General features: G+C 51.9%; 19 protein-coding genes. 3 read left to right on the forward strand and 16 right to left on the reverse strand.

Annotated features, from left to right (window positions below; all coding sequences use genetic code 11):
- Nucleotides 1-107: 107 nt before the first annotated feature.
- Together eat and AC07W5_RS20120 are read left to right on the forward strand one after the other, a co-directional pair.
- Nucleotides 108-1,472, forward strand: coding sequence for an ethanolamine permease (gene eat, locus AC07W5_RS20115; protein ID WP_495012792.1), 1,365 nt, complete (start codon nucleotides 108-110; stop codon nucleotides 1,470-1,472).
- A gap of 118 nt (nucleotides 1,473-1,590) precedes the next feature.
- Nucleotides 1,591-1,758, forward strand: a complete 168-nt coding sequence (locus AC07W5_RS20120) for a DUF2897 family protein (RefSeq protein WP_494993824.1) — start codon at nucleotides 1,591-1,593, stop codon at nucleotides 1,756-1,758.
- A 132-nt stretch (nucleotides 1,759-1,890) separates the two neighbouring features.
- Here AC07W5_RS20120 and AC07W5_RS20125 read toward each other — a convergent pair whose 3' ends face one another.
- The 13 genes from AC07W5_RS20125 to AC07W5_RS20185 all read right to left on the reverse strand — a co-directional run bounded on the left by AC07W5_RS20125 (nucleotide 1,891) and on the right by AC07W5_RS20185 (nucleotide 16,527).
- Nucleotides 1,891-2,742: an urea carboxylase-associated family protein gene (locus AC07W5_RS20125; RefSeq protein ID WP_495012791.1), complete on the reverse strand. Its 852-nt coding sequence runs from the start codon at nucleotides 2,740-2,742 to the stop codon at nucleotides 1,891-1,893.
- 15 nt (nucleotides 2,743-2,757) lie between these two features.
- On the reverse strand, nucleotides 2,758-3,411 hold the full coding sequence (locus tag AC07W5_RS20130) for a GntR family transcriptional regulator (protein WP_495012790.1): 654 nt from the start codon (nucleotides 3,409-3,411) through the stop codon (nucleotides 2,758-2,760).
- Nucleotides 3,412-3,493: 82 nt separating this feature from the next.
- Nucleotides 3,494-4,768, reverse strand: coding sequence for a beta-ketoacyl-ACP synthase II (fabF, locus tag AC07W5_RS20135; RefSeq protein ID WP_494993821.1), 1,275 nt, complete (start codon nucleotides 4,766-4,768; stop codon nucleotides 3,494-3,496).
- Between the two features lie 38 nt (nucleotides 4,769-4,806).
- Nucleotides 4,807-5,601: an SDR family NAD(P)-dependent oxidoreductase gene (locus tag AC07W5_RS20140; protein ID WP_495012789.1), complete on the reverse strand. Its 795-nt coding sequence runs from the start codon at nucleotides 5,599-5,601 to the stop codon at nucleotides 4,807-4,809.
- A 223-nt stretch (nucleotides 5,602-5,824) separates the two neighbouring features.
- Nucleotides 5,825-6,157: a ComEA family DNA-binding protein gene (locus AC07W5_RS20145; RefSeq protein ID WP_494993819.1), complete on the reverse strand. Its 333-nt coding sequence runs from the start codon at nucleotides 6,155-6,157 to the stop codon at nucleotides 5,825-5,827.
- A 432-nt stretch (nucleotides 6,158-6,589) separates the two neighbouring features.
- Nucleotides 6,590-7,696, reverse strand: a complete 1,107-nt coding sequence (locus tag AC07W5_RS20150) for a glycosyltransferase (RefSeq protein WP_494993818.1) — start codon at nucleotides 7,694-7,696, stop codon at nucleotides 6,590-6,592.
- Nucleotides 7,693-8,652, reverse strand: a complete 960-nt coding sequence (locus tag AC07W5_RS20155; RefSeq protein ID WP_495012788.1) for a glycosyltransferase family 2 protein — start codon at nucleotides 8,650-8,652, stop codon at nucleotides 7,693-7,695. The genes AC07W5_RS20150 and AC07W5_RS20155 overlap by 4 nt, the downstream gene beginning before the upstream one ends.
- 88 nt (nucleotides 8,653-8,740) lie before the next feature.
- Nucleotides 8,741-9,412 carry an acetyltransferase gene (locus AC07W5_RS20160; protein ID WP_494993816.1) on the reverse strand — a complete coding sequence of 224 codons (672 nt, stop codon included), beginning with the start codon at nucleotides 9,410-9,412 and terminating at the stop codon, nucleotides 8,741-8,743.
- Nucleotides 9,413-9,446: 34 nt separating this feature from the next.
- The gene (locus tag AC07W5_RS20165; protein ID WP_494993815.1) at nucleotides 9,447-10,529 is read right to left on the reverse strand and encodes a DegT/DnrJ/EryC1/StrS family aminotransferase; all 1,083 of its coding nucleotides are present in this window, start codon (nucleotides 10,527-10,529) and stop codon (nucleotides 9,447-9,449) included.
- A 23-nt stretch (nucleotides 10,530-10,552) separates the two neighbouring features.
- The gene (locus tag AC07W5_RS20170) at nucleotides 10,553-11,461 is read right to left on the reverse strand and encodes a class I SAM-dependent methyltransferase (protein ID WP_494993814.1); all 909 of its coding nucleotides are present in this window, start codon (nucleotides 11,459-11,461) and stop codon (nucleotides 10,553-10,555) included.
- Nucleotides 11,448-12,764: an ABC transporter ATP-binding protein gene (locus tag AC07W5_RS20175; protein ID WP_494993813.1), complete on the reverse strand. Its 1,317-nt coding sequence runs from the start codon at nucleotides 12,762-12,764 to the stop codon at nucleotides 11,448-11,450. The genes AC07W5_RS20170 and AC07W5_RS20175 overlap by 14 nt, the downstream gene beginning before the upstream one ends.
- On the reverse strand, nucleotides 12,754-13,572 hold the full coding sequence (locus AC07W5_RS20180; protein ID WP_494993812.1) for an ABC transporter permease: 819 nt from the start codon (nucleotides 13,570-13,572) through the stop codon (nucleotides 12,754-12,756). The genes AC07W5_RS20175 and AC07W5_RS20180 overlap by 11 nt, the downstream gene beginning before the upstream one ends.
- 960 nt (nucleotides 13,573-14,532) lie before the next feature.
- Nucleotides 14,533-16,527: a polysaccharide biosynthesis protein gene (locus AC07W5_RS20185; RefSeq protein ID WP_494993811.1), complete on the reverse strand. Its 1,995-nt coding sequence runs from the start codon at nucleotides 16,525-16,527 to the stop codon at nucleotides 14,533-14,535.
- Nucleotides 16,528-16,869: 342 nt separating this feature from the next.
- Here AC07W5_RS20185 and AC07W5_RS20190 point away from each other — a divergent pair, with 342 nt between their 5' ends.
- Complete coding sequence (locus AC07W5_RS20190) at nucleotides 16,870-17,862, forward strand: glycosyltransferase family 2 protein (RefSeq protein WP_494993810.1); 993 nt, start codon at nucleotides 16,870-16,872, stop codon at nucleotides 17,860-17,862.
- Nucleotides 17,863-18,005: 143 nt separating this feature from the next.
- On the opposite strand, the gene AC07W5_RS20195 is transcribed toward AC07W5_RS20190, so the two are convergent.
- Genes AC07W5_RS20195 through AC07W5_RS20205 form a run of 3 tightly spaced genes read right to left on the reverse strand, consistent with a single transcriptional unit; the run spans nucleotide 18,006 to nucleotide 20,895 of the window.
- Nucleotides 18,006-19,016: an MraY family glycosyltransferase gene (locus tag AC07W5_RS20195; protein WP_494993809.1), complete on the reverse strand. Its 1,011-nt coding sequence runs from the start codon at nucleotides 19,014-19,016 to the stop codon at nucleotides 18,006-18,008.
- Entirely contained in the window at nucleotides 19,013-19,975 is a 963-nt protein-coding gene (locus AC07W5_RS20200) for a UDP-glucose 4-epimerase family protein (RefSeq protein ID WP_495024202.1), read from the reverse strand. Before AC07W5_RS20200 ends, AC07W5_RS20195 begins: the two co-directional genes overlap by 4 nt.
- Entirely contained in the window at nucleotides 19,972-20,895 is a 924-nt protein-coding gene (locus tag AC07W5_RS20205) for a glycosyltransferase (RefSeq protein WP_495024203.1), read from the reverse strand. Before AC07W5_RS20205 ends, AC07W5_RS20200 begins: the two co-directional genes overlap by 4 nt.
- Nucleotides 20,896-20,909: the final 14 nt, after the last annotated feature.

Genomic DNA, 20,909 nt, shown 5'->3' on the forward strand with positions numbered 1-20,909 from the left:
ATCCTCGATACGACAGTTTTCCGTCCATTACGACGTGCTTTCTCGATATGGCATGCCCGCTGCACACCTCCTCCCCCGAGCACTTCAAACCGTTCGGGGAGCAACGCATGAACACACAACTCAAGCCCACCTTGGGCACGCTGCATTTATGGGGTATCGCGGTCGGTCTGGTGATTTCCGGTGAATACTTTGGCTGGAGTTACGGTTGGGGCGTGGCCGGGACGCTGGGCTTTTTGGTGACGTCGTTGATGGTCGCGACGATGTACACCTGCTTCATCTTCAGCTTCACCGAACTGACGACCGCTATCCCTCATGCGGGCGGGCCATTCGCCTACAGCCGTCGAGCATTCGGTGAAAAAGGCGGGCTGATTGCCGGGCTGGCGACGCTGATCGAATTCGTCTTCGCTCCGCCGGCGATTGCCCTGGCCATCGGCGCCTATCTGAATGTGCAATTTCCCGCCCTCGACCCGAAACACGCAGCGGTCGGCGCCTACATCGTGTTCATGGGGCTGAACATCCTCGGGGTCAAACTGGCCGCGACGTTCGAACTGGTGGTCTGCGTGCTGGCCGTCGTCGAACTGCTGGTATTCATGGGCGTGGTGGCGCCGGCTTTCAGCTTCAGCAACTTTGCCCTCAACGGCTGGGCCGGTACCGATACCTTCGGCGCGCCGGCGATTGCCGGGATGTTTGCGGCGATTCCGTTTGCCATCTGGTTCTTCCTGGCCATCGAAGGCGCGGCCATGGCCGCCGAAGAAGCCAAGGATCCGAAACGCACCATTCCCAAAGCCTACATCAGCGGCATCCTGACCCTGGTGTTGCTGGCCATGGGCGTGATGTTCTTCGCTGGCGGCGTGGGCGATTGGCGCACCCTGTCGAACATCAACGATCCGCTGCCACAAGCGATGAAAGCAGTGGTTGGCGAAAGCTCTGGCTGGCTGCACATGTTGGTATGGATTGGCCTGTTCGGCCTGGTGGCAAGTTTCCACGGGATCATCCTCGGCTACTCGCGGCAGTTCTTCGCCCTGGCCCGCGCCGGTTATCTCCCTGCATCGTTGGCCAAACTGTCGCGTTTCCAGACCCCGCACCGGGCGATCATTGCCGGCGGGCTGATCGGCATCGCGGCGATTTACAGCGATGGCCTGATCAACCTGGGCGGCATGACCCTCACCGCGGCGATGATCACCATCGCGGTGTTCGGCGCCATCGTGATGTACATCATGAGCATGCTCAGCCTGTTCAAACTGCGCAAAACCGAGCCGCTGCTGGAGCGCACTTTCCGCGCGCCAGGCTATCCGCTGGTGCCAGCCATCGCGCTGTTTCTGGCGGTGGTGTGTCTGGTGGCGATGGCCTGGTTCAATACGTTGATCGGGATGATCTTTCTGGGTTTCATGGCGGTCGGTTTTGGGTACTTCCAGATGACCGCACAACTGCGCGCCGATGCCCCCGCCGATGCAATGCTGACCGGGCTGTAAACACTGAGGAAGCGCTATCCAGACGGATCAGGCCTACAATGGAACTACTCAAAGGTGGTATATGCATGACCGTTGCGCGAAATCCTTCGCCCGATGGCCTGCCCTTAAGGAGAGCCCTATGCCTTGGTATGCCTGGTTGATTCTGGTTCTTGCTATCGGCTCGATTGTCGGCGGATTAATGATACTGCGCGACACCGCAAACAAGGTGGAGCTGACCGAAGAGCAACGTAAACGCGTGGCTGAACGCAACGCGGAAGCGGACGCCAAGGATGCGCGGGATCGTTGACTAAAAACCCCCGCCATTGAGAACCAATGACGGGGGTTTTCTTATCTATCGCCATGCACAGAACTGTGGCGAGGGAGCCCCCTCGCCACAAATAGCGCCTGACTTCAAATCCCGGCAAGGGCTCCAGCGCTTCTATTTTTCCCATTCAGCCTTGGCAATGTGCAATCCGTGCATCCCCTTGTAGGCCGCGCGCTCAGGCTGGCTCCAGCCTTCGAGCAATGAATCTTCAAGCCGATAGATCTCCACCCCCAATGGACGACAGACGCTCAGCGGATCCTGCGCATCCGGCCCCCACATCGCGAGCGACAAATCACCTCCCGGGCACGTGGACAAGGCACAGAGCAAATCGATTTCGGCAAAGAACTCCAGATAGTCGCCCTTCTGTGCCGGGCAGGCCTTCATGAAGTACATGTCGTCGTGGTTGAGACCGGTGCACTGGAAGATATTCAGCACATCGTGTACGTCAAACTCGGTCAGGCCATGGGGCAATACAGCGCGGGTCAGGTTCGAATGGCAGTGATGGTGGAAATCTTCACCGGTGAGCATTTTGTTTACATAAGGATCGCAGCGGGTGCCCAGCAAATCGTGCAGTCGACCACCATGTTCATCGATACCGTAACTCGCCAGGCTGTCATCGGTGATGGTCACCAAAGGCCGCAAAAACGGCAGGTTCGACCAGAGCCGGTCATGGGTGCTGACATGCGCGCCCTGCAATTGACGGGTACGTGCAGCCCACAAACGTTCGCGCGGATCATTGGCATTCCAGACATTGAAATCCCCCACTTGCGGGCCGACCGGGGTGGTCACGCGAAAGACATGCCCGGCCGGGACCTTCCACGCACGACCCGTGCGGATCGGGACTTCGAACTGGTCGATCAGCGTGCGACCGTCCCTGGTGTCACGGATCCGCTCATAAAAGGCCTTGTCCACCTGCAGGGCCGAGCCTTTGCTGACCTGGTAAGCCGCGGGATAGTCTTTGTACATAGTGAACATCCTCGATCAGGGGTGGGAAGTGTGGCTGAGCATGTCGAGTAACTGCTGCTCGGAGTCGTCGAGGTAAAGACTCATCGCCTCCTGAGCTGCAGGTTTTTTGCCCTCGGCAAGCAAATCGTGAATCTGTCGATCGCGCGCAAGCCAAGGTGTTTGAAAGAGCTCCTCGTCGGGTGCAGCACAAAACACCAAGCGCATCTGGGCGACGATGTTCGTGAAGAACTCATCGAACAAGGGGCTGCACATCAGCCCAACAATATGCTGGTGAAAACACAGGCTGTGGGTGCCGACGGCTTGCCAGTCCTCGCGCTCGCGGGCAAGTTCCGTGGCTTCGATGGCCTCGAGCATGCGATCGGACTGATACTCGCGCAGTGGCTTGCTGGTGGCGATGGCCTGCAACTCCAGAGTGCGCCGGACCTGAAACAGATCGCGCACTTCATCGACGCCGAGGCGCCGCACCACCACACCCTTGTTGCGCACATAGCGGGTCAGCCCTTCCTGCCCCAAGCGATGCAGTGCTTCGCGAATAGTGTTACGCGAAGCGTTGTAGGCTGTCACCAGATCGCTTTCGATCAAGGCCATGCCCGGTAACAATCGGCCACCGATTATGTCGGTCCGTATCTCCAATGTGATGTGATCGGCCAGGGAAAGTCCGCTGCTCATGGTCATCGTCCCTCATGATTGTTCAACAATCGTCAGATAACGAATAACCACTATTCGTGCCAATTCTGCGAATGACGAAAGCTTACGCCTGCCATCGCTTGAACAACACGCTGGCATTGACCCCGCCAAAGCCGAAGCCATTGGACAACGCATACTCGATTGCCAGCGACCGTGCCTGACCATGGACGATGTCCAGCCCTTGCGCCGCTGCATCCGGGTTCTCGAAGTTGAGGGTGGCCGGAACGATTTGATCGCGAATAGCCAGAATCGTGAAGATCGCCTCAATTCCGCCCGCAGCGCCCAAAAGATGCCCGGTGGCGGATTTGGTCGATGTCACCGCAACCTCTTCGTGTGTACCGAATAACGACTTGATCGCGGCGATCTCGCCCAGGTCACCCACCGGCGTAGAGGTCGCGTGAGCATTCAGATGCTGCACCTGCGCCGCGCTGATTCCGGCCTGCGCCAATGCCAGCGCCATGGAACGCCGCGCACCGCTGCCATCTTCCGGGCCGGCGGTCAGGTGATAGGCATCGGCGCTGGTGCCATAGCCCACCAGTTCCGCCAACGGTCGAGCGCCTCGGGCCAGAGCATGCTCCAGCGCCTCAATCACCAGAATCCCCGCACCCTCCCCCATGACAAAACCATCGCGCCCACTGTCGAACGGTCGCGAAGCGCGCTCGGGAGTATCGTTATAGCCACTGGACAATGCCCTGGCCGCCGCAAAACCGGCAAGACTGACACGATCAATTGCAGCTTCCGCGCCGCCGCACACCGCAATATCGGCTTCGCCGCTACGAATCAATCGCGCGGCATCACCAATGGCTTGTACGCCTGCGGCGCAGGCGGTTACCGGCGCCCCCAGCGGCCCCTTGAAACCGTGCTGGATCGATACATGACCCGCCGCAAGGTTGACCAGAAACGATGGAATCGTGAACGGCGACAAACGCCGCGGGCCGCGACTATCAGTCGTTCTCACCGCATCGGCAATGGCACCAAAACCACCGACGCCGGATCCGATGATCGTCGCCGTGCGCTCTTGGGTCCGAGAGTCAGTGGCGGTCCAGTTCGCCTGCTCCAATGCCTCTTTCGCTGCCGCTATGGCGAACATGATGAAGCGATCCATTTTCTTCTGCTCTTTGGGCGGCGTCGTCCGATCAGGATCAAAGCCCGCTTCAGCATCCTCTGCCAGAGTTGGCACCACGCCGCCAACCTTGGCCGCCAGATCAGCCACCATCTCCTCCGGTAGCCGCCGCAACCCCGAACGACCGGCCAGCAAACGCTCCCAGACTTGCTCGACACCGCAACCCAGCGGAGAAACCAGGCCCATGCCTGTCACGACAACTCGACGACCGTTCATACGCTAAACACCTCAAATCGTGTCATGGACCAAGCCCCTCACTTGTAGCGAGCCGCCGCGCTGCTCTTCGACAAATTCGGCCCCAACCCATGGCGCGCCGCAACAAAGGCGTGCCAATCCGCCGCATCCGGCAGCGAAGGAATCGTAATCAACTCCCCTTGATCAAAGCCGGCCAATGCCGCGTCGACCATTTCCCCTGCGTCCATCACCATTTCCGGGGGGATCGCGCTGGCATCGATACCTGAACGCTCCCAGATTTCCGTATGCGTTGCCCCCGGCAACACGGCCTGCACCCGCACGCCCAACCCACTTAACTCGGCGTTCAGGGATTGGGTCAAACTCAAGACGTAAGCTTTGGTCGCGCTATAGGTTGCATTGAAGCGCTCCGGAATCAACGCCACCACCGACGCCAGATTGATAATCGAACCGCGCCCGACAGACGAAAAATTCTGCGCAGCGGCAGAAGCCAAACGCGTGACAGCCACCACATTGAGCTGAATCATCCGCTCCATCTGATCCATATCTGCACTGGCCAGCGCCCCATCGGCAGCGACACCGGCATTGTTCAACAACAGACTGATACTTGGGTCGCTGCGCAAGCGCTGTTCGACATCCAGCAGATCCGCCTTGAGCGTCAAATCCGCTTTCAACACTTCAACCTGCACACTGTACTCGTCACGCAACCTGATCGCGGCCGCCTCCAGTCGCCGTTCATCGCGAGCGACCAACAACAAGTCATAACCACGCGCCGCCAGCCGCTCAGCGTAAATCGCACCGATTCCGGACGATGCGCCGGTGATGAGGGCTGTACCTTGGGATTGGACCGGGTTCATAGCTGCACTCCTGGGAGAAGCTGTGGGGGATCTGAGTGCCTTGGCAGTCAAGGCACCTCAGGGGGATGTGCGTTTATTATAGTCATAATACAAACAAAATATGATAGTAGTAATTTTTTTGAATCTGACAAAAGGCGAAATGACTCGCCTCATTGGATTGCTCATACATCAGAAGACAAAAAAGGCCAGTCAATGACCGGCCTCGAGCACTAACGCATGGGCTTCAATTGACCTCAAGCTTGTCGCGATTCTTGTCCAGAATCGCCTTGCCGATCCCCTTGACCTCCAGCAACTCATCCACCGACGCGAAAGGCCCGTTACTCTCACGGTAAGCAACAATCGCCTTGGCCTTGGCCTCACCAATCCCCGAGAGCTCGCGCTGCAAGGTAGACGCATCGGCCCCGTTGAGATTGACCTTTGAGGTGGTTTGCCCAGCTGGTGCTACTTGCGCAGCGACAGGCGCAGTGGCCTCCTGTTTGGCAGGCGCAGCGTTGACAGCAAGAGAGGCGCTGGTCAGCAGAGCAAAGACCAGGGACGAGAAGTAGGCTGTACGCATAAGTGACACTCCATGACATCGATAAGGGAGAAGCAGCTTTTCCGAAGCTGCATCTCTAAATTAGGTCATATCATGTACATGTCAAAAATGGCTGCGTTACAGCATATGTAACGATTCACACTTTAACCAGGCTAAGCCAAGAATCACAACCAGACCGAAAAATGTAGCTGTGAGCAAACCAAATATCCACTTCGTCGCCGAAGTAGCAACTCGTTTATATTCATGGTAATACAATGTATTTGACCAAGGTTCCTGGAGCTAAAAATCTGACTACAGAGGAAGACTTCCGGAAAAAGCGGCTGAAAATCCCGCCTATTACATAGGTAGGGCCAATCCCTTAAAATCCAGCTAATCGATAACTATGGGACTTAGCACTAACAGCGGTATAGGCGAGACTTCCAGATACTCCGCACTAACACATGATTCAATGCGCTACAGGTTGCGATTTCCTGGGCTATGACGAAAAAACCTCGACAAGTATTGCTGCCAGACCCGAAGAATACGAGACTTCTGTTGGCTCATGACCGCAACAACTTTTGGTCGTAGAACATCTATTTCTCCAAGTTCCTTCTGAAACCATCGGTCGTCCAACCCGTACTCGTTGACCATGACAGCATAATGAGCCGGGCTATTAAGTAGTTTATTTAACTTCAGCAGCCCTATCATTTGATAAGGCTTCCCAAGCCACTGATTATAGCTCAGAAACAACATAGCCTTTTCGATATCCAAATGGAGTTCACTCGGAATATCCTTGCGCTTGAGCAAATCTCCAAAGCCCTCAGATATCTGCTCAGCTGTCACATCGTCGAAAAAACTATCGGCAATCAGGTAGTGCTCATTGATTGTACGAATTGAATTCGTCACCGTCTGGCTACTGGCGTTCTCACCCGGCAAGAGCCTGAAATTAATGAGCTCGCGTTCAAATATATGTATCGGATAGTGCTTGACCAACCGCACCCACATATCCAGATCTGGAAGTTGCCGTAGACGGTTACTATACATACCAAGATGATCATAGCAGGACTTGCGAATCAACATCGTTGGGTGGCAAATGCAATTGCCCAATTCAAAAAAGTGCCTCAGCCAAGCACCTTGCGAGCGATTATCCCGATCGAACGCACCGCCAAAAGAGATGGAGGCCTTATCCATCGCTTGACCGTTTTTGTCTACAAATCGAGCCCGCCCGAAACAGGCCCCGATTTCAGGATTATCCCGCATGAACTGCACTTGGTAAGCGAGTTTGTCACCGTCAATCCAAGAGTCATCAGAGTTAATCAGCGCGATAAATTCGCCTGATGCTCGTTCGATCAGTTCATTGGTAACGACACAGGCTCCCCGATTGACTTCATTAGGAAAGAACTTGATTCTTTCGTCATGAATAGAGGCAACAACGTCCCGCGTGTTATCAGACGACCCGTCATCGGAAATCAAAAACTCAAAATCCACGTCGACCTGACTAAGTACACTCTCAATTGCCTGAGCGACAAAATTTGCGTGATTATAGGTAGCCATAATCACAGAAACTGTTGGCGACGTCATACCGAGCGGCTCCGCTTCACAATTTTAACCAAAATATTTTTTAGTGCTACCGGAACAATTGCGCGAATGAAAACCAGAACGATAGGGGGCATATAATTCAACAGCGAAGGGATGACCCTCAAAACTGGCTGGCTTACCGTTTCGGCGACGTTTCCGATTTGCGAAGCCGTGATCACATGCCGCAGACGGGCAGAAAGGTGCTCAAAATCATCATGGAACACATGATCGGTGAGCGCATCATACGCAGGAATTATGTCTAACTGGAACTTCAGCTTTTCGATATGCGGTGTCTGAGTCCAGACGCCCGCAGTATGAAGCCGATAGACTGACATAGGCTCCTGAAGGAACCCAATCAAACTGCTTCGGGCGAGGCAGATATTTGTAATCCAGTCATAAGACTTAATCTCAAACATTGCCTTTGGCAACCTGGCCAATGCCGATCGTCGATACATGCACGTCGAGAAATTACCCACCAGATTGTCGGCAATCAACTCGCGAGCTGAAACCAGCCTGTATCCCTGCCCGGCAGCAACCCTAGGCGTCAGCTGAGCACGATCCTCCTCATAGACAAAATAATTAACGGAGCATAGGTCACTTTCCCAATGCTCCCTCAAAAAATCGGCCTGACGCTTGAGTTTCCACGGACTGGTCCAATAGTCGTCGCCCTCTAGAACGGCTACATACTCTCCAGAGCAGGCCTCATAACCTCTTTGGTAGTTCTTTGTTATGCCTAAATTGACGCTATTGTCCAGATATTTGAAGATAAACCTGTCGTCCACCCCATCAAACTCTTTGATGATCGAGAGAGTATCATCGCTGGAACCGTCATCAGCCACTACCAGCTCGATAGGCCCATCAATTATCTGACCAAACAGACCATTCATCGCCTGCCGAATGTGCTTTTGATGGTTATAGGTAACCAGCAGAATAGATACATCAACCGTTTCTTTGATCACTGACTTATTCCTCTGCGGGGGGAGAGATTGTGGGGAGCAAAAATCTCCGCATTCCCATCAACTATCATCAAACTTTTACTGAACGCCGTCATTTTCTCAATGGTTCTCTAGTGAGAGGGCGCGCAGGATTACCGACCACCGTCACGCCTGCGGGCACGTCTTTGATCACCACAGCGCCCATTCCAACAATAGCGCCGCGACCAATAGTGAGAGGCTTCCCTGATGCACCCTGAATGATGCACGCACCAGCACCAATATAGGCGTGATCCTCAATGACAACGTTACCGTTGCACCTGACCCCTGGAGCAAAAGTTACGAAGTCGCCGATAACACAATCATGCGCAATGTTAGAGTAGTTATTAGCGTGAAAGTATTTCCCGATTTTCACATTCGAAGTAACGGTGACAAACGGCGAAAGCATTACACCGCAGCCGATTTCATTTGAATCAAGAATGACAACGTTATCGGCGATAATTGCGAATGGCTTGGCACCTGTACGCTCGCACATTTCCGCGATACGGGCTCTGACTTGTGATGCGCCAATGGCTATATTGAAAAAAATATCGCCTTCCAGGTTTAAAAAAACATCAAGAGAAAGTACCGAATAATTATTAACCTTGTCAGTTGCAACGTCGCCTTCTACTACAAAAAAAAGCTCCGCCCGACCACTAGACAGTTCAGCGGCTAACGCAGCATTCGCTAAAGGCATCACCTCTCGGCCGTGACCGCCAGCTCCAATGATACCGTAATACTTTTTCATGACCGTTACCGCTCTAAGTAATATGGACTATTATTTAGTATCTGATCGAACGCTTAATATACCGACAGATCATATCAATCTCTTCACGCGAGAGGGTATGATAAAGTGGCAAGCACAGAATACGACGCGATATATCTTCCGAAACGGGAGAGCGTTGATCATGCACATAAGGAAGTTCAGATAGCGAAGGATAAAAATATCGCCGCGGGTACACATTATTTAAATTAAGTGCCTCCATAACCCTCAGAAGCATGGCTTCGCTTTCAAAGACCACCGGAAAATAAGAATTATTGTAGGTTGTATCGTCTGCAATTTTCTGAAAGCGTACAGGCAAACCCGAAAGCTCACGCTTATAATGATTACAAAGCTCTGCACGAACCTTCAGGATTTCTTCAACGTATTTTAAGTTGGTCAACCCCATTGCTGCGTGAACTTCGGAGTTTTTGCCGTTAATCCCCACACCGCCAAAATCGGTCAACGACGAATGACCAAAATTTCTCATCATCGCCATATTTTTCAGAATTTCAGGATTAGCTGTAACTACTGCACCACCTTCAATTGTATGAAAAAGCTTTGTCGCATGAAAACTGCAGGTTGCAATATCCCCGTATGACAAAAGCGAACGGTTTTTATATTGCGTACCAAAAGCGTGGGCCGCATCATAGATAACGCGCAGATTGTGCTTCTTTGCAATCAGCTCGATAGCTTCGACATCACAAGGATTACCAAACACATGAGTTGCCAGAATCCCGGTTGTTTCCGAAGTGATGGCTTGCTCGATTTTTTGCGGATCGATATTCAAAGTATCGGAACAAATATCCACCATAACTGGCTTGCAATGTTCCCAGACGATACTAGAAGTAGTAGCAACATAGCTGAATGGGGTGGTTATTATCTCACCGCGCAGATCGAGAGCTCGTATTGCAATTTGAAGCGCAATAGTGCCATTACTAAGAAACAATAAATGTTCAACATCAAGTTTTTCCTTGAGCTTCAGCTCGAGTTCGTTTACCAACGGTCCATTATTGGTAAACCATTCACGATCCCAAACCCCTTGCAGGTAAGCCTGAAATTCACCAAAGGGAGGTACAAACGGCTTCGTAACTGTAATATTCATGAGCGTCCCGAAAAGCAAAACTATTATTTAGTTCTATTAAATAGTGATTTGAGTTTTCCGCACCACGAGGAACGAAACACCTCCAACTCAGCCTCCGCCTCGCCAATACGAAGCTCCAGCATTTCAATTACCTGAGCCTGTTTTGAAGACTCTTCCGCCACTTTGAGTGCATGCGCTACTTGAGCCTCAATGGCCTGTGCCTGGACAAGAGCATTTTCTTCCATCTTGAGAATATGCGCCGCCTGCGTATCGATAAACTGTGCGCGAGCCAAAGACTCCTGCTCTACACGAGCGAGCTTTTGCTCTTGAACAGGAGGATTGTATGTGGAAAGCGAATTAATCCAATCCGCTTCATTTTTAGTAACCACATCAAAATCAACCTGCACTTCAGCTACATCAGATTTTCGTGCTTCAATGATCAGCTCATTGTGAAAAGGTCGAGACTCGAGGCCTCTAAACATCTGGTCAGCGCTGTCGCGGTAGGATTGAAAGGACACCGTCCTGAATCCGGCTTCAACTAGAACCTCAACCAACTCTTCCGCATCGTAAACAAATTGGTGTCCCCAAGAACGCATTCCTTCATTCAACATCATACAGCGCGTATTCGGTTGCCAGAGATCCCCCCACTCACCAATGGCCCCTGTCATATATGAGTATGTTAAAAAACGCAGATTGGGCGTCGTGATCCTTATGGCTCCGTCCGCAGAGAGCACTCTATGGCACTCTTGCAAAAACTGCACAGCTTGCGAACGTGTTATGTGTTCAATGAAGTGTTCATTGAACATATGAGTCGCAGAACCATCAGGGAAAGGCAATGGGTGTGTAAGATCCAGCAACATGTCCGCAGTTGGCGAGTCAAGATCAATATTTATCCACCCTGGGAAATTCACTGACCCACATCCAAGGTGAAGCTTATTATTAATCTGGGACATGCGTAATCTCTCGAACTTTTACTTCATTATGCCAATACGCTGCGGCGTATATTTGTGGATGGCCAGCACTCGACAGTGTAAATTTTGTAGAGATAGGAACGAAGTCTGCGACCACCACGTCCCCTATTCTCAGATCCACCGGTTCAGAAAGCATAGACGCTACCACATAGCTTCCCTCACGAAGATACGCAGTGAAGCGCCACTCTATTACGTGGACACTCCCAGCCTTGACATCCAGTAGGTGGTTGTCATGCTCGATTCCGGTATCTGAGTAAATAATATCCTGACCGTTCTTGTCGCGAATATGGTATGCCAACCCTAACCTGTGTGTGGCCTTGTTCACCTGCACGACTTGTCGGAGGATCACTTTCTGACCAAAGTTCACTGAATCTATCGCTTGGCCACTTTCATTCAACAACGCAACATTTATGAACTCTGCGACGCCGTTCTTTATCCGCTGAAAGCTGGCCATTGACTGAAAACTTTCAGCGCCATCAGTAAACTCAGCTGAGACCATCGCGGACGGCTCGACAGACTCATCTAATACTCGTTCGGCTCGCTGGCTCTCGATCAAAGCAGAGTAATACTTTTCAACTGCCGTATTTACATCGCCCAAAAACTGGCTTCGTCCGGAGTCCAACAACAGTGCACGACTACACAGTGACTTCACTGAAGCTGTATCATGACTGACGAACAGCACAGTGGAACCACCAGCAATTATCGTCTGGATCATCTTCGCACATTTCGCCTGGAAGTATGCGTCACCAACCGATAGCGCCTCGTCAACAATCAAAATATCCGGATCTACATGAATGGCAACCGAAAACGCCAAGCGGACCATCATTCCGCTCGAGTATGCTTTTACTGGCTGGCCGATAAAACTGCCTATGTCCGCAAACTCAACAATCTTATCGTAACGAGCGTCCGTTTCTTCCGTACTCAAACCCAGTACGGCCGCGTTCATATAAACATTCTCGCGCCCGGTGAACTCTGGATTGAATCCCGAACCCAATTCGAGAAGCGCGGCGATTCGACCATGGGTCTGAACGCTACCGCTGGTAGGATTCAACGTCCCGCAAATCATTTGCAGAAGAGTGGACTTACCACTTCCATTGCGCCCTATGATGCCAACGGTTTCACCTTTCTTGATCTCGAATGAAACATCATTCAGGGCCCAAAACTCTCGGTAATATTGGCGACCCGACATCAAAAACTGCTTCAATCGATCATGAGGCTGATCATAGATTTGATAGCACTTGCTGAGGTTTTCAACCTTGATAGCGATACCGGACTCAGAGGACATCAGCAAACCCCTTGCGTGTTTTCTGGAACCAGGCGAAACCCAGCCACATCACTAATGTCCCCACCAGTATATGAACTAAAATACTGAAGAAATTGGGCACCTGCCCCCAAAACAGCACATCTCTGGCTTGCTCAATCACAGGCGTCAGCGGATTCAGCATCAAGATAGGTCTATAAGCTTCAGGTAATGCACTCGCCGGGTAGAATATCGGCGACAAGAACATCAGCACCGATGTCAAGATCCCTATGAACTGCGCTATATCACGCAGGTAAACCCCCAGCGCAGCCAAGCCCCAGGACAACCCCATCATCATCAACACCAGTGGAAGTACCACCAGCGGAAGGTACAAAGCGGTGACGTGTGGCGCCCCAAAAAAAATCAGATAAGCAATCATCCATACCCCAAGACTTATCAGAGCATGAAACAGTGCCGCCCCGAGACTTACCCAAGGAAGTATTTCTAACGGATAAACCACTTTCTTGACATAATTCGCATTAGCAATAACTAACCCCGGAGCACGATTTATACATTCCGAAAAAAGGCTGAATACCATCAAGCCGGCAAAGAGAATCAGTGCAAACTCGGTTTTAGAGTCGCTGCCGCCGCTCCAGCGCGCCTTAAATACGACACTGAAAACAAAGGTGTATACCGCGAGCATGAAAACAGGGTTGAAGAACGACCAAAATACTCCCAACACTGAGCCGCGATAACGCCCTAACACCTCACGCTTGACAGAAGCCTTGATCAACGAACGATTTCGAACAAAACTTGCGATCATTTCGCGCGGCGATATTGAAAAATTCTGCATCAGGCAAACTCCCCTGAGTTAATAAGGGCTTTCGTTCTGGCCTCTTGGGTTATAAGTAACACCACTGGCGTTGGCATCCTGGACTGCTGCATGATGTTAGCGATCAAATGAAATTCAATCCATTGGCGAAAAATCGTTAAACTTTTTCGAAGGCTTGCGACCAGGCAAGAAGACTGGCTTGGCCCTATCCGAAAAAAACCATCTTGTATTTCTTCTACTCGGCGAACCAGTCTCTGGCACACGTCACTGATTGAGAATAAACACTCAAACTGCCGGGAAAGAGCTAACTGGCACAGTTCTTCAATACTATTCATTTGTTGATGAAAAATAGCTTTCGACCATGCTGTAACACTTCCCTTATAGCTCTTTAGAGTAGAGAAAAAATTACGTGAGACAATGTCAGAGCCCAGGAGTTTCAAAATTCACGAAGCCTTGGATCTATTAGCTGAACAAACACAAAAAGGTTGTTGATCATAGACACCCGCAAAAACCAATACACCTGATAAAATGGAGCCCTGGCTGAACGCCCTAAAGGCGCGTCGAGGATACCTCAAAACGTCAACGAATAATACCTGCGAGCCCGTACCAAGCGGGCGGTTCAGGCCAAGTAGAGCCTCCCCCGCGGGGTTAGGGCATATACCATTTTCCGCCGATGTGCGCGGCCAGGTGCATGCCACCTGCAGGCGCCTTGACCCAATGGCATGAGCCCCGCCATACAGGCACTCGTGAGAAGGGGGTAAGTTTTTTTTGCGCCCGGAGCTGTCAATCAACCACCGAATGCACGCAAACACGAAAAGGCGATCTTGTCGAAAGTCGAGATTGACACGACCGAAGACTGGTGGCGCAAGCACGCAACACCCTTCTCAAAGGAAACCTCGTGATTACCACCGCAGAAACGACATGGCCGACTCATGAATCAACTGCGCGCATAGAATCGGCCATCGTATCAGCAAGCGCTCGTCAGGGCTCGAGGCGGCGCTGCTGGTAAATCCAGTCGACAATCTCTCCATCAGGGGTATAGCCACTCACGGTGTCACGCAGCAGCTGTCTGACTCGAGAGTAATCATCCACCTCTACCGCAGCAAGCAACTCAGTCAACCTTGCCTTGAGCACATCCCAAGGCAGATAGTCTTCATTCGCGCTCATGATCATCGGATGCTGGGTCGCCGAGACATTGTCGCCAATCAGCAACTCTTCATACAACTTCTCACCGGGACGCAAACCGGTGAACTCGATGGCGATGTCGCCATGCTGATTCTTCTCCGAACGAACGCTCAAACCAGACAGATGAATCATCTTCTCTGCCAATTCAACAATCCTGACCGGCTCGCCCATGTCCAACACAAACACGTCACCGCCCTGCCCCATGGATCCAGCCTGAATCACCAACTGCGCCGCCTCGGGTATGGTCATGAAATATCGAGTGATTTTCGGATGGGTAACGGTTAATGGTCCGCCGGATTTTATCTGGTTGTGGAATAGTGGAATTACTGAACCAGAAGACCCCAGCACATTCCCAAAACGCACCATAGTGAATCGGGTCTTGTTGACGCGGGATACATTGGCTTTGTCACCAAATAACACCGGCGCCAATTCGCAACTGAGCGCTTGCAAGGTTAGTTCAGCAAGTCGCTTGGTGCTGCCCATCACATTGGTAGGACGTACCGCTTTGTCCGTCGATATGAGTACAAAGTTCTCAACACCCGCCTGCAAAGCCGCCTGCGCCGTATTAAGCGTACCAATAACATTATTCAGCACGCCTTCGGCAATGTTGTGCTCCACCATCGGAACGTGTTTATAAGCGGCAGCATGATAGACCGTATCTACATTCCAGGCGTTCATTACATCAAGGAGTTTATGGGGATGACGAATAGACCCCAGGATTGGTAGCAACCGGACAGACGATGACTCACGGTCGATTCGGCGCTCCAGCTCGGATAAAATGCTATAAAGATTGAACTCACTATGATCAAACAACAAAAGCGTGATCGGGCCAAGCGAGAAAATCTGCCGGCAGAGCTCCGAGCCAATTGAGCCGCCAGCGCCAGTCACCAGAACCACTTTTCCCTTGATGCAACGAGCCAACAAATCGGGTTGCGCCGGCACAGAGTCTCGACCCAACAAGTCGGCTATATCTACCTCCTGGATATCATCGACCTTCACCCGGCCGCTAGCCAGATCGGTGAAATTCGGCACACTTCGTATGTGAAGCGGAAAACCTTCGAGAAAATTGAGTATCTCTCGACGCCGGGCACGAGTCGATGACGGCAGCGCCAGAAGAATCTCCTGAGCACCGGTAACATCGATCATCTGTTGAATATGCTTGGGCTTATACACCTGCAAACCGGATATTGATCGATCCGCGATACTCGCATCATCATCAATAAACGCCACGGGGCGCATCACACGCCCCATGCGCAACGCTGCGACCAGTTGGTTACCCGCCACACCGGCGCCGTAAATGGCAACCTTGGTCAAACCGTCATCCCGGTTGGTGAACGGCACATGCTGAGCGGCGGTAAACCAGTCCCCCATGAAATACTGGCGCATGCAAAGGCGCAGGCCACCAATGATCACCAGGCTCAACCACCAGTAATTGAAAATGATGGAGCGCGGAACCACGTTCTCATGGTTGCTGTACCAATAGACTACAACCGCCAGAATCAACGATGAAAGGCTGACTGCCTTGATGATGGCAATGAGGGCATCATTGCCAAAATAGCGCATGACCGCGCGGTACATTCCGAATCGGATGAATAGGGGGATCGCGACCAATGGCGCACAAATGAAAAGCCAGGAATGCACTTTTAGCGGATTGTACATATCATCGACACCCAGACGGACGATGAAAGCCAACCACAGCGCAACCCAGACAAGGAAAACGTCAGTGCCAACCTGCAACAGCCTTTTCTGCCGTCGCGGCAAGCCCAATAAAAACGATCGTAATTTATCCATTGACTCGCCCGATCACCGCTCCCACTCCCACTCCCACCCCCCAAAACTTAGTAACTCCCGGCATTGTAGCCTCCTTCATGAACAGAATACGACCACCGGGGCACCCCTCGTCGGTCCACGCCTGATATGACTGTCTGGACGATCAAAGGTTGCGGGGCAAGCCCGCTCGTCAGCGCCTCCCCAATCCTGTTAAGCTTGCCAGACAATGCCTACCTCGTGATGACTGCTGAAACCACCGCCGCAACTGACGTATCCCAAAGACAAAACCGTTCGAAATCATACTCATCCCTTCTTTATCGGTACTAGATTTACTATATAGCTGGCGCGCGAGAGATCGAAATCATGGAAAATCAAAACAACGGCCGTCATTTTCGAGCCCCCGCCCCCTCATCGTCGCGAGAGACTCGGCCGGACGGCACTGACAAAGTTGCAGTACTTATTTGCACTTACAACGGTGCAAAATTTCTTTCTGAGCAGCTTGATTCGATTTTAAACCAGTCGCACAAAAACTGGTCAATTTACGCCTCGGACGACGGTTCGGAAGACGAAACACTGAAAATACTGCAGAGTTACCAACAGCGACTCGGCGCCGATCGACTTTCCATTCTGTCTGGCCCACGCCAAGGCTTCGCCAGAAACTTCTTATCACTAATAAAAAACACGACAATAATTGCCGACTACTTTGCGTTCAGCGATCAAGATGATATTTGGCTTGAGAACAAGCTAGAGAGAAGCATCGCTCAGATAAATGGTACCCCAGGACAGCCAGCCCTTTATTGCTCAAGAACAAGACTGGTAAATTCAAAACTGGAGCCCATGGGCTACTCCCCTCTATTCAAAAGTCGTCCATGCTTTAAAAACTCATTGGTGCAAAGTATTGCAGGTGCCAATACGATGCTAATAAACAATGCAGCCCGAGAACTCATGCTGCGCATCGCCGCCGATGCCCCTGTTGTGGCACACGACTGGCTGGCGTATCTTTTAGTGAGTGGTTGCGGCGGAAAAATCGTATATGACCCTCTACCCACGCTAGACTATCGCCAGCATGAGGGCAACCTTATTGGTGCCAACGCCGACTTGAAGAACCGACTTCTGCGAATTAGAAAAATGTTGACCGGTAGGTTCAGAGAGTGGAGTACTCAAAACCTTATCGTCATTAATTCAGTCAAAGAAAGTTTAACACCTGAAAACAAACAGACACTTCAACAGTTCGAGCTCGCGCGACAAAGCGGATTAATTTCACGACTTCGCCTTATAAAAAACAGCGGTGTCCATCGCCAGACACTGAAGGGAAACGTCAGCTTAATAGCAGCCGCAATTCTTAATAAAATTTGACCCGTGCCACCCTTCACGCCCCTTTGCAAAGCTTCCAGCTACAACTTAAAACTGAAAAGAAAGGGGCGTTTGCAGTAGCCGCCCCAAAGGAAAAACCATTTAATCAGCACTTTTTATCCGTGTGCCGGCCTCGCAGCGAGCGATCAGCGCACCACTCCCGCGTGGAATTTCCACGCAAGATAAAAGAGCGGGGAATAAGCAAGAAGGCATCCCCAACCTCCCCCCAAGCCTCCAGCACCAACGAATAGTGATATGGGTAATAACCAGCCTATATTTATCAAGATAACGGCTACTGTGACCACCAGATGATTTTTTGAGCCTTGAGCTGCATGCTGATAAGCGTGACTACGATGAGCCTGATACACCTTATCCCCTCTTACCAGCCGCCGCACTAAAGTCCATGTTGCATCGACAATAAAAACACCCAGCAATATCAGCCAGCTCCATAACAGCTCAGGCTTTTCCCAAGCCGCGTGGAGCACTAATCCGCCTAGAACGATGCCAAGAAACCCGCTTCCGGCGTCCCCCATGAAAATCTTAGCAGGTGGGAAATTCCAGCAAAGAAACCCTGCGACTGCCCCAGCCAAAATAAGCGGAGCCCACATTAGATTCGTGTTTCCACCAAGCCAATAAACCAGACAAATCCCCAGGCACACACTTATCGCCTCAGCACTAGCCAGGCCATCGATGCCGTCCATGAAATTGTAAAGATTAAGCATCCACACCAGATAGATCAGCGCAAGGATGTTACCAATCACACTTAAGTCAACCAGAACTCCAAACAGTGAGATGGGGGCAAGGCCATTGAGCCAGAAGAGTGCCCAGCCGGCTGCTATAAAATGCCCCAACAGCCGCCATCTGGCGGCGATATGCCCATGATCATCGGCAAACCCAATGACCGCTACCAGCAACCCCGAGCCCAAGAGCCCTATAAGCGCTGGCGCACTCAACAGCCCCAACGCGGTCAGTACAGGGAGAGCCAATGCAAACGCGACCACGATAGCCACCCCTCCGCCACGTGGCGTAGGAACGGAGTGGGAACTGCGCTCATTGGGGATGTCCATCAGGCTTTTGGCCAAAGCATAACGGCGCAAGACCAGGGTAAAAATCCAGGAAACGGCGAATACTGCCAGTAACACCCACCAAAAAATCATTTAATTTCTTTGTCCCGATAATGGTCCGCGGTCTGACGCAGGGCTCTTGCAGTACTTATAGAAGGAGCCCAGTGCAGAAGCACCCTTGTCTGGCTGATATCAACTTGCAGCGAATCGCATAAACGCTGAGCAATCGATTTTTTTCCAAAAGTTGAGGCCGCTAGATTCAACATACCTGTAGGTATCGGCAACAATCGAGCGCTCTTACCTAATGAGTGAGCCATGCGTTGAAGCAACTGGGTTGTGGATAAGTCCTCACCGTCGCTGACTAGAAATGTGTTATCCGCGGCGGCCGGATGATCGATGCAGGTCACTACGAGATCTACCAAGTTACCTAATGCCACCAGACTGCGCTGATTGCGAATAGCGCCCAACGGCAGCGGTATGCCCTTGTCCAACCAACGCATCATGCTCAGAAAGTTGGCTTTTACTCCCGGACCATAAACAAGCGGCGGACGGATGATCACGACTTCCATACCTGTATCCAGGCCGATTTGCCTTAACGCATCTTCAGCTTCTCGCTTCGATATCCCATATGGGTCGACAGGTGCGGGACGATCGTCAGCTTTGAAAGGTGCACCTGAGACGGTACTTTCGCCGTTAACCTTGATCGAGCTGATAAAGATGAAACGTTTTACGCCAGACTTTGCGGCTTTCTGAGCGAGTCGCACAGTCCCGTCAACATTGACCTTTCGAAACTCCACCAGGGCATCCACCGCGGTTTCGTTCATCACATGCACTCGGGCAGCGCAGTGAATGACAACCTGAACATCATTCAGGGGGGGCAACACCGTTGTCTCATTCAGATCGAATGGCACAACGCGACACAAGCCTCTCAAGCGTGTAACACCGCGAACGGCCGCCACAGGGGTGAACTTCTTATCGAGCAATAACCTGAAGACCACAGCCTCGCCTACAAACCCCGTCGCGCCTGTGACTAAAACCTGCGGGCCTTTCATTTAGCTTTTTTCCCGATCACCGCCGTGGCGCAACAAATACAAAAGAAGAACACCTTATCGCGCGCACGTCGTCGGCATTTCCAGGCACTCAGTGAAAGCTTTAATAGTTGCCTGCGCCCAAGGCGCAGCCACCCTTGGACAAAGGGATTGCCACTTTGCCCAACCAGGCATGTGATGAGCCGGACTTGAGAGAACCACCAGCCGTCATGAATGGTTTTATAGCGTGCAATCAACGGGTTTATCCCGGTATTGGCTCCCACCTGATTTCGCTCATGTTGACGGTAGTGCATGGTCGGTAGCGGGTCGATGAACCATACATAGCCATGGCTTCGCGCATAGGCATAGCAGTACCAGTCGTGCAGGCTGACGTCTTGCAGTTGCTGCCAATTGGCGAGCATGGAAGCCTTCAACGACGTCGCCAGACTCTTGCCAAACACGTAAGTGCAGCCTGGCCCGGCCGCCTCGAACAAGAAGTCCCAAGTGACCTGCGGCTGAGCCTTATCCAGTAACAGGGTTCTGCCATTCGGCCAGAAGGCGGTGACGTTACTCGAATAAGCAGCATATTCGCCGGTATTCAGAGTCCGAGTCGCCCTCGAGAGTTTATCAACGTGCCAAACGTCATCCTGATCGGCAAAGGCAATAAAGTCATAGCCATCGAAATCAACATCACGGATCAGCCGGAAAAAATTACGCGAGGCACCACCAAAAGAGCCGGCAGTCGGCAGAAGGACCACGCGAGTATGCTCAGCCGCATACGCTGCACACCAAGCCTCGGTACCGTCCGTTGAAGGGTCGACGCTGATATAGATCGTTACGTCTACCGCTGACTGAATGAGGATCGAGGCAATCTGCTCCTCGATCCATTGCATTCCGTTGTAAGCCGCCAGTAAAACCGCAACTTTGGGATGTTCTACTGGCATACCTATCCTGCTTG

This window comes from Pseudomonas sp. GW821-FHT01E05 (genome assembly GCF_059422425.1).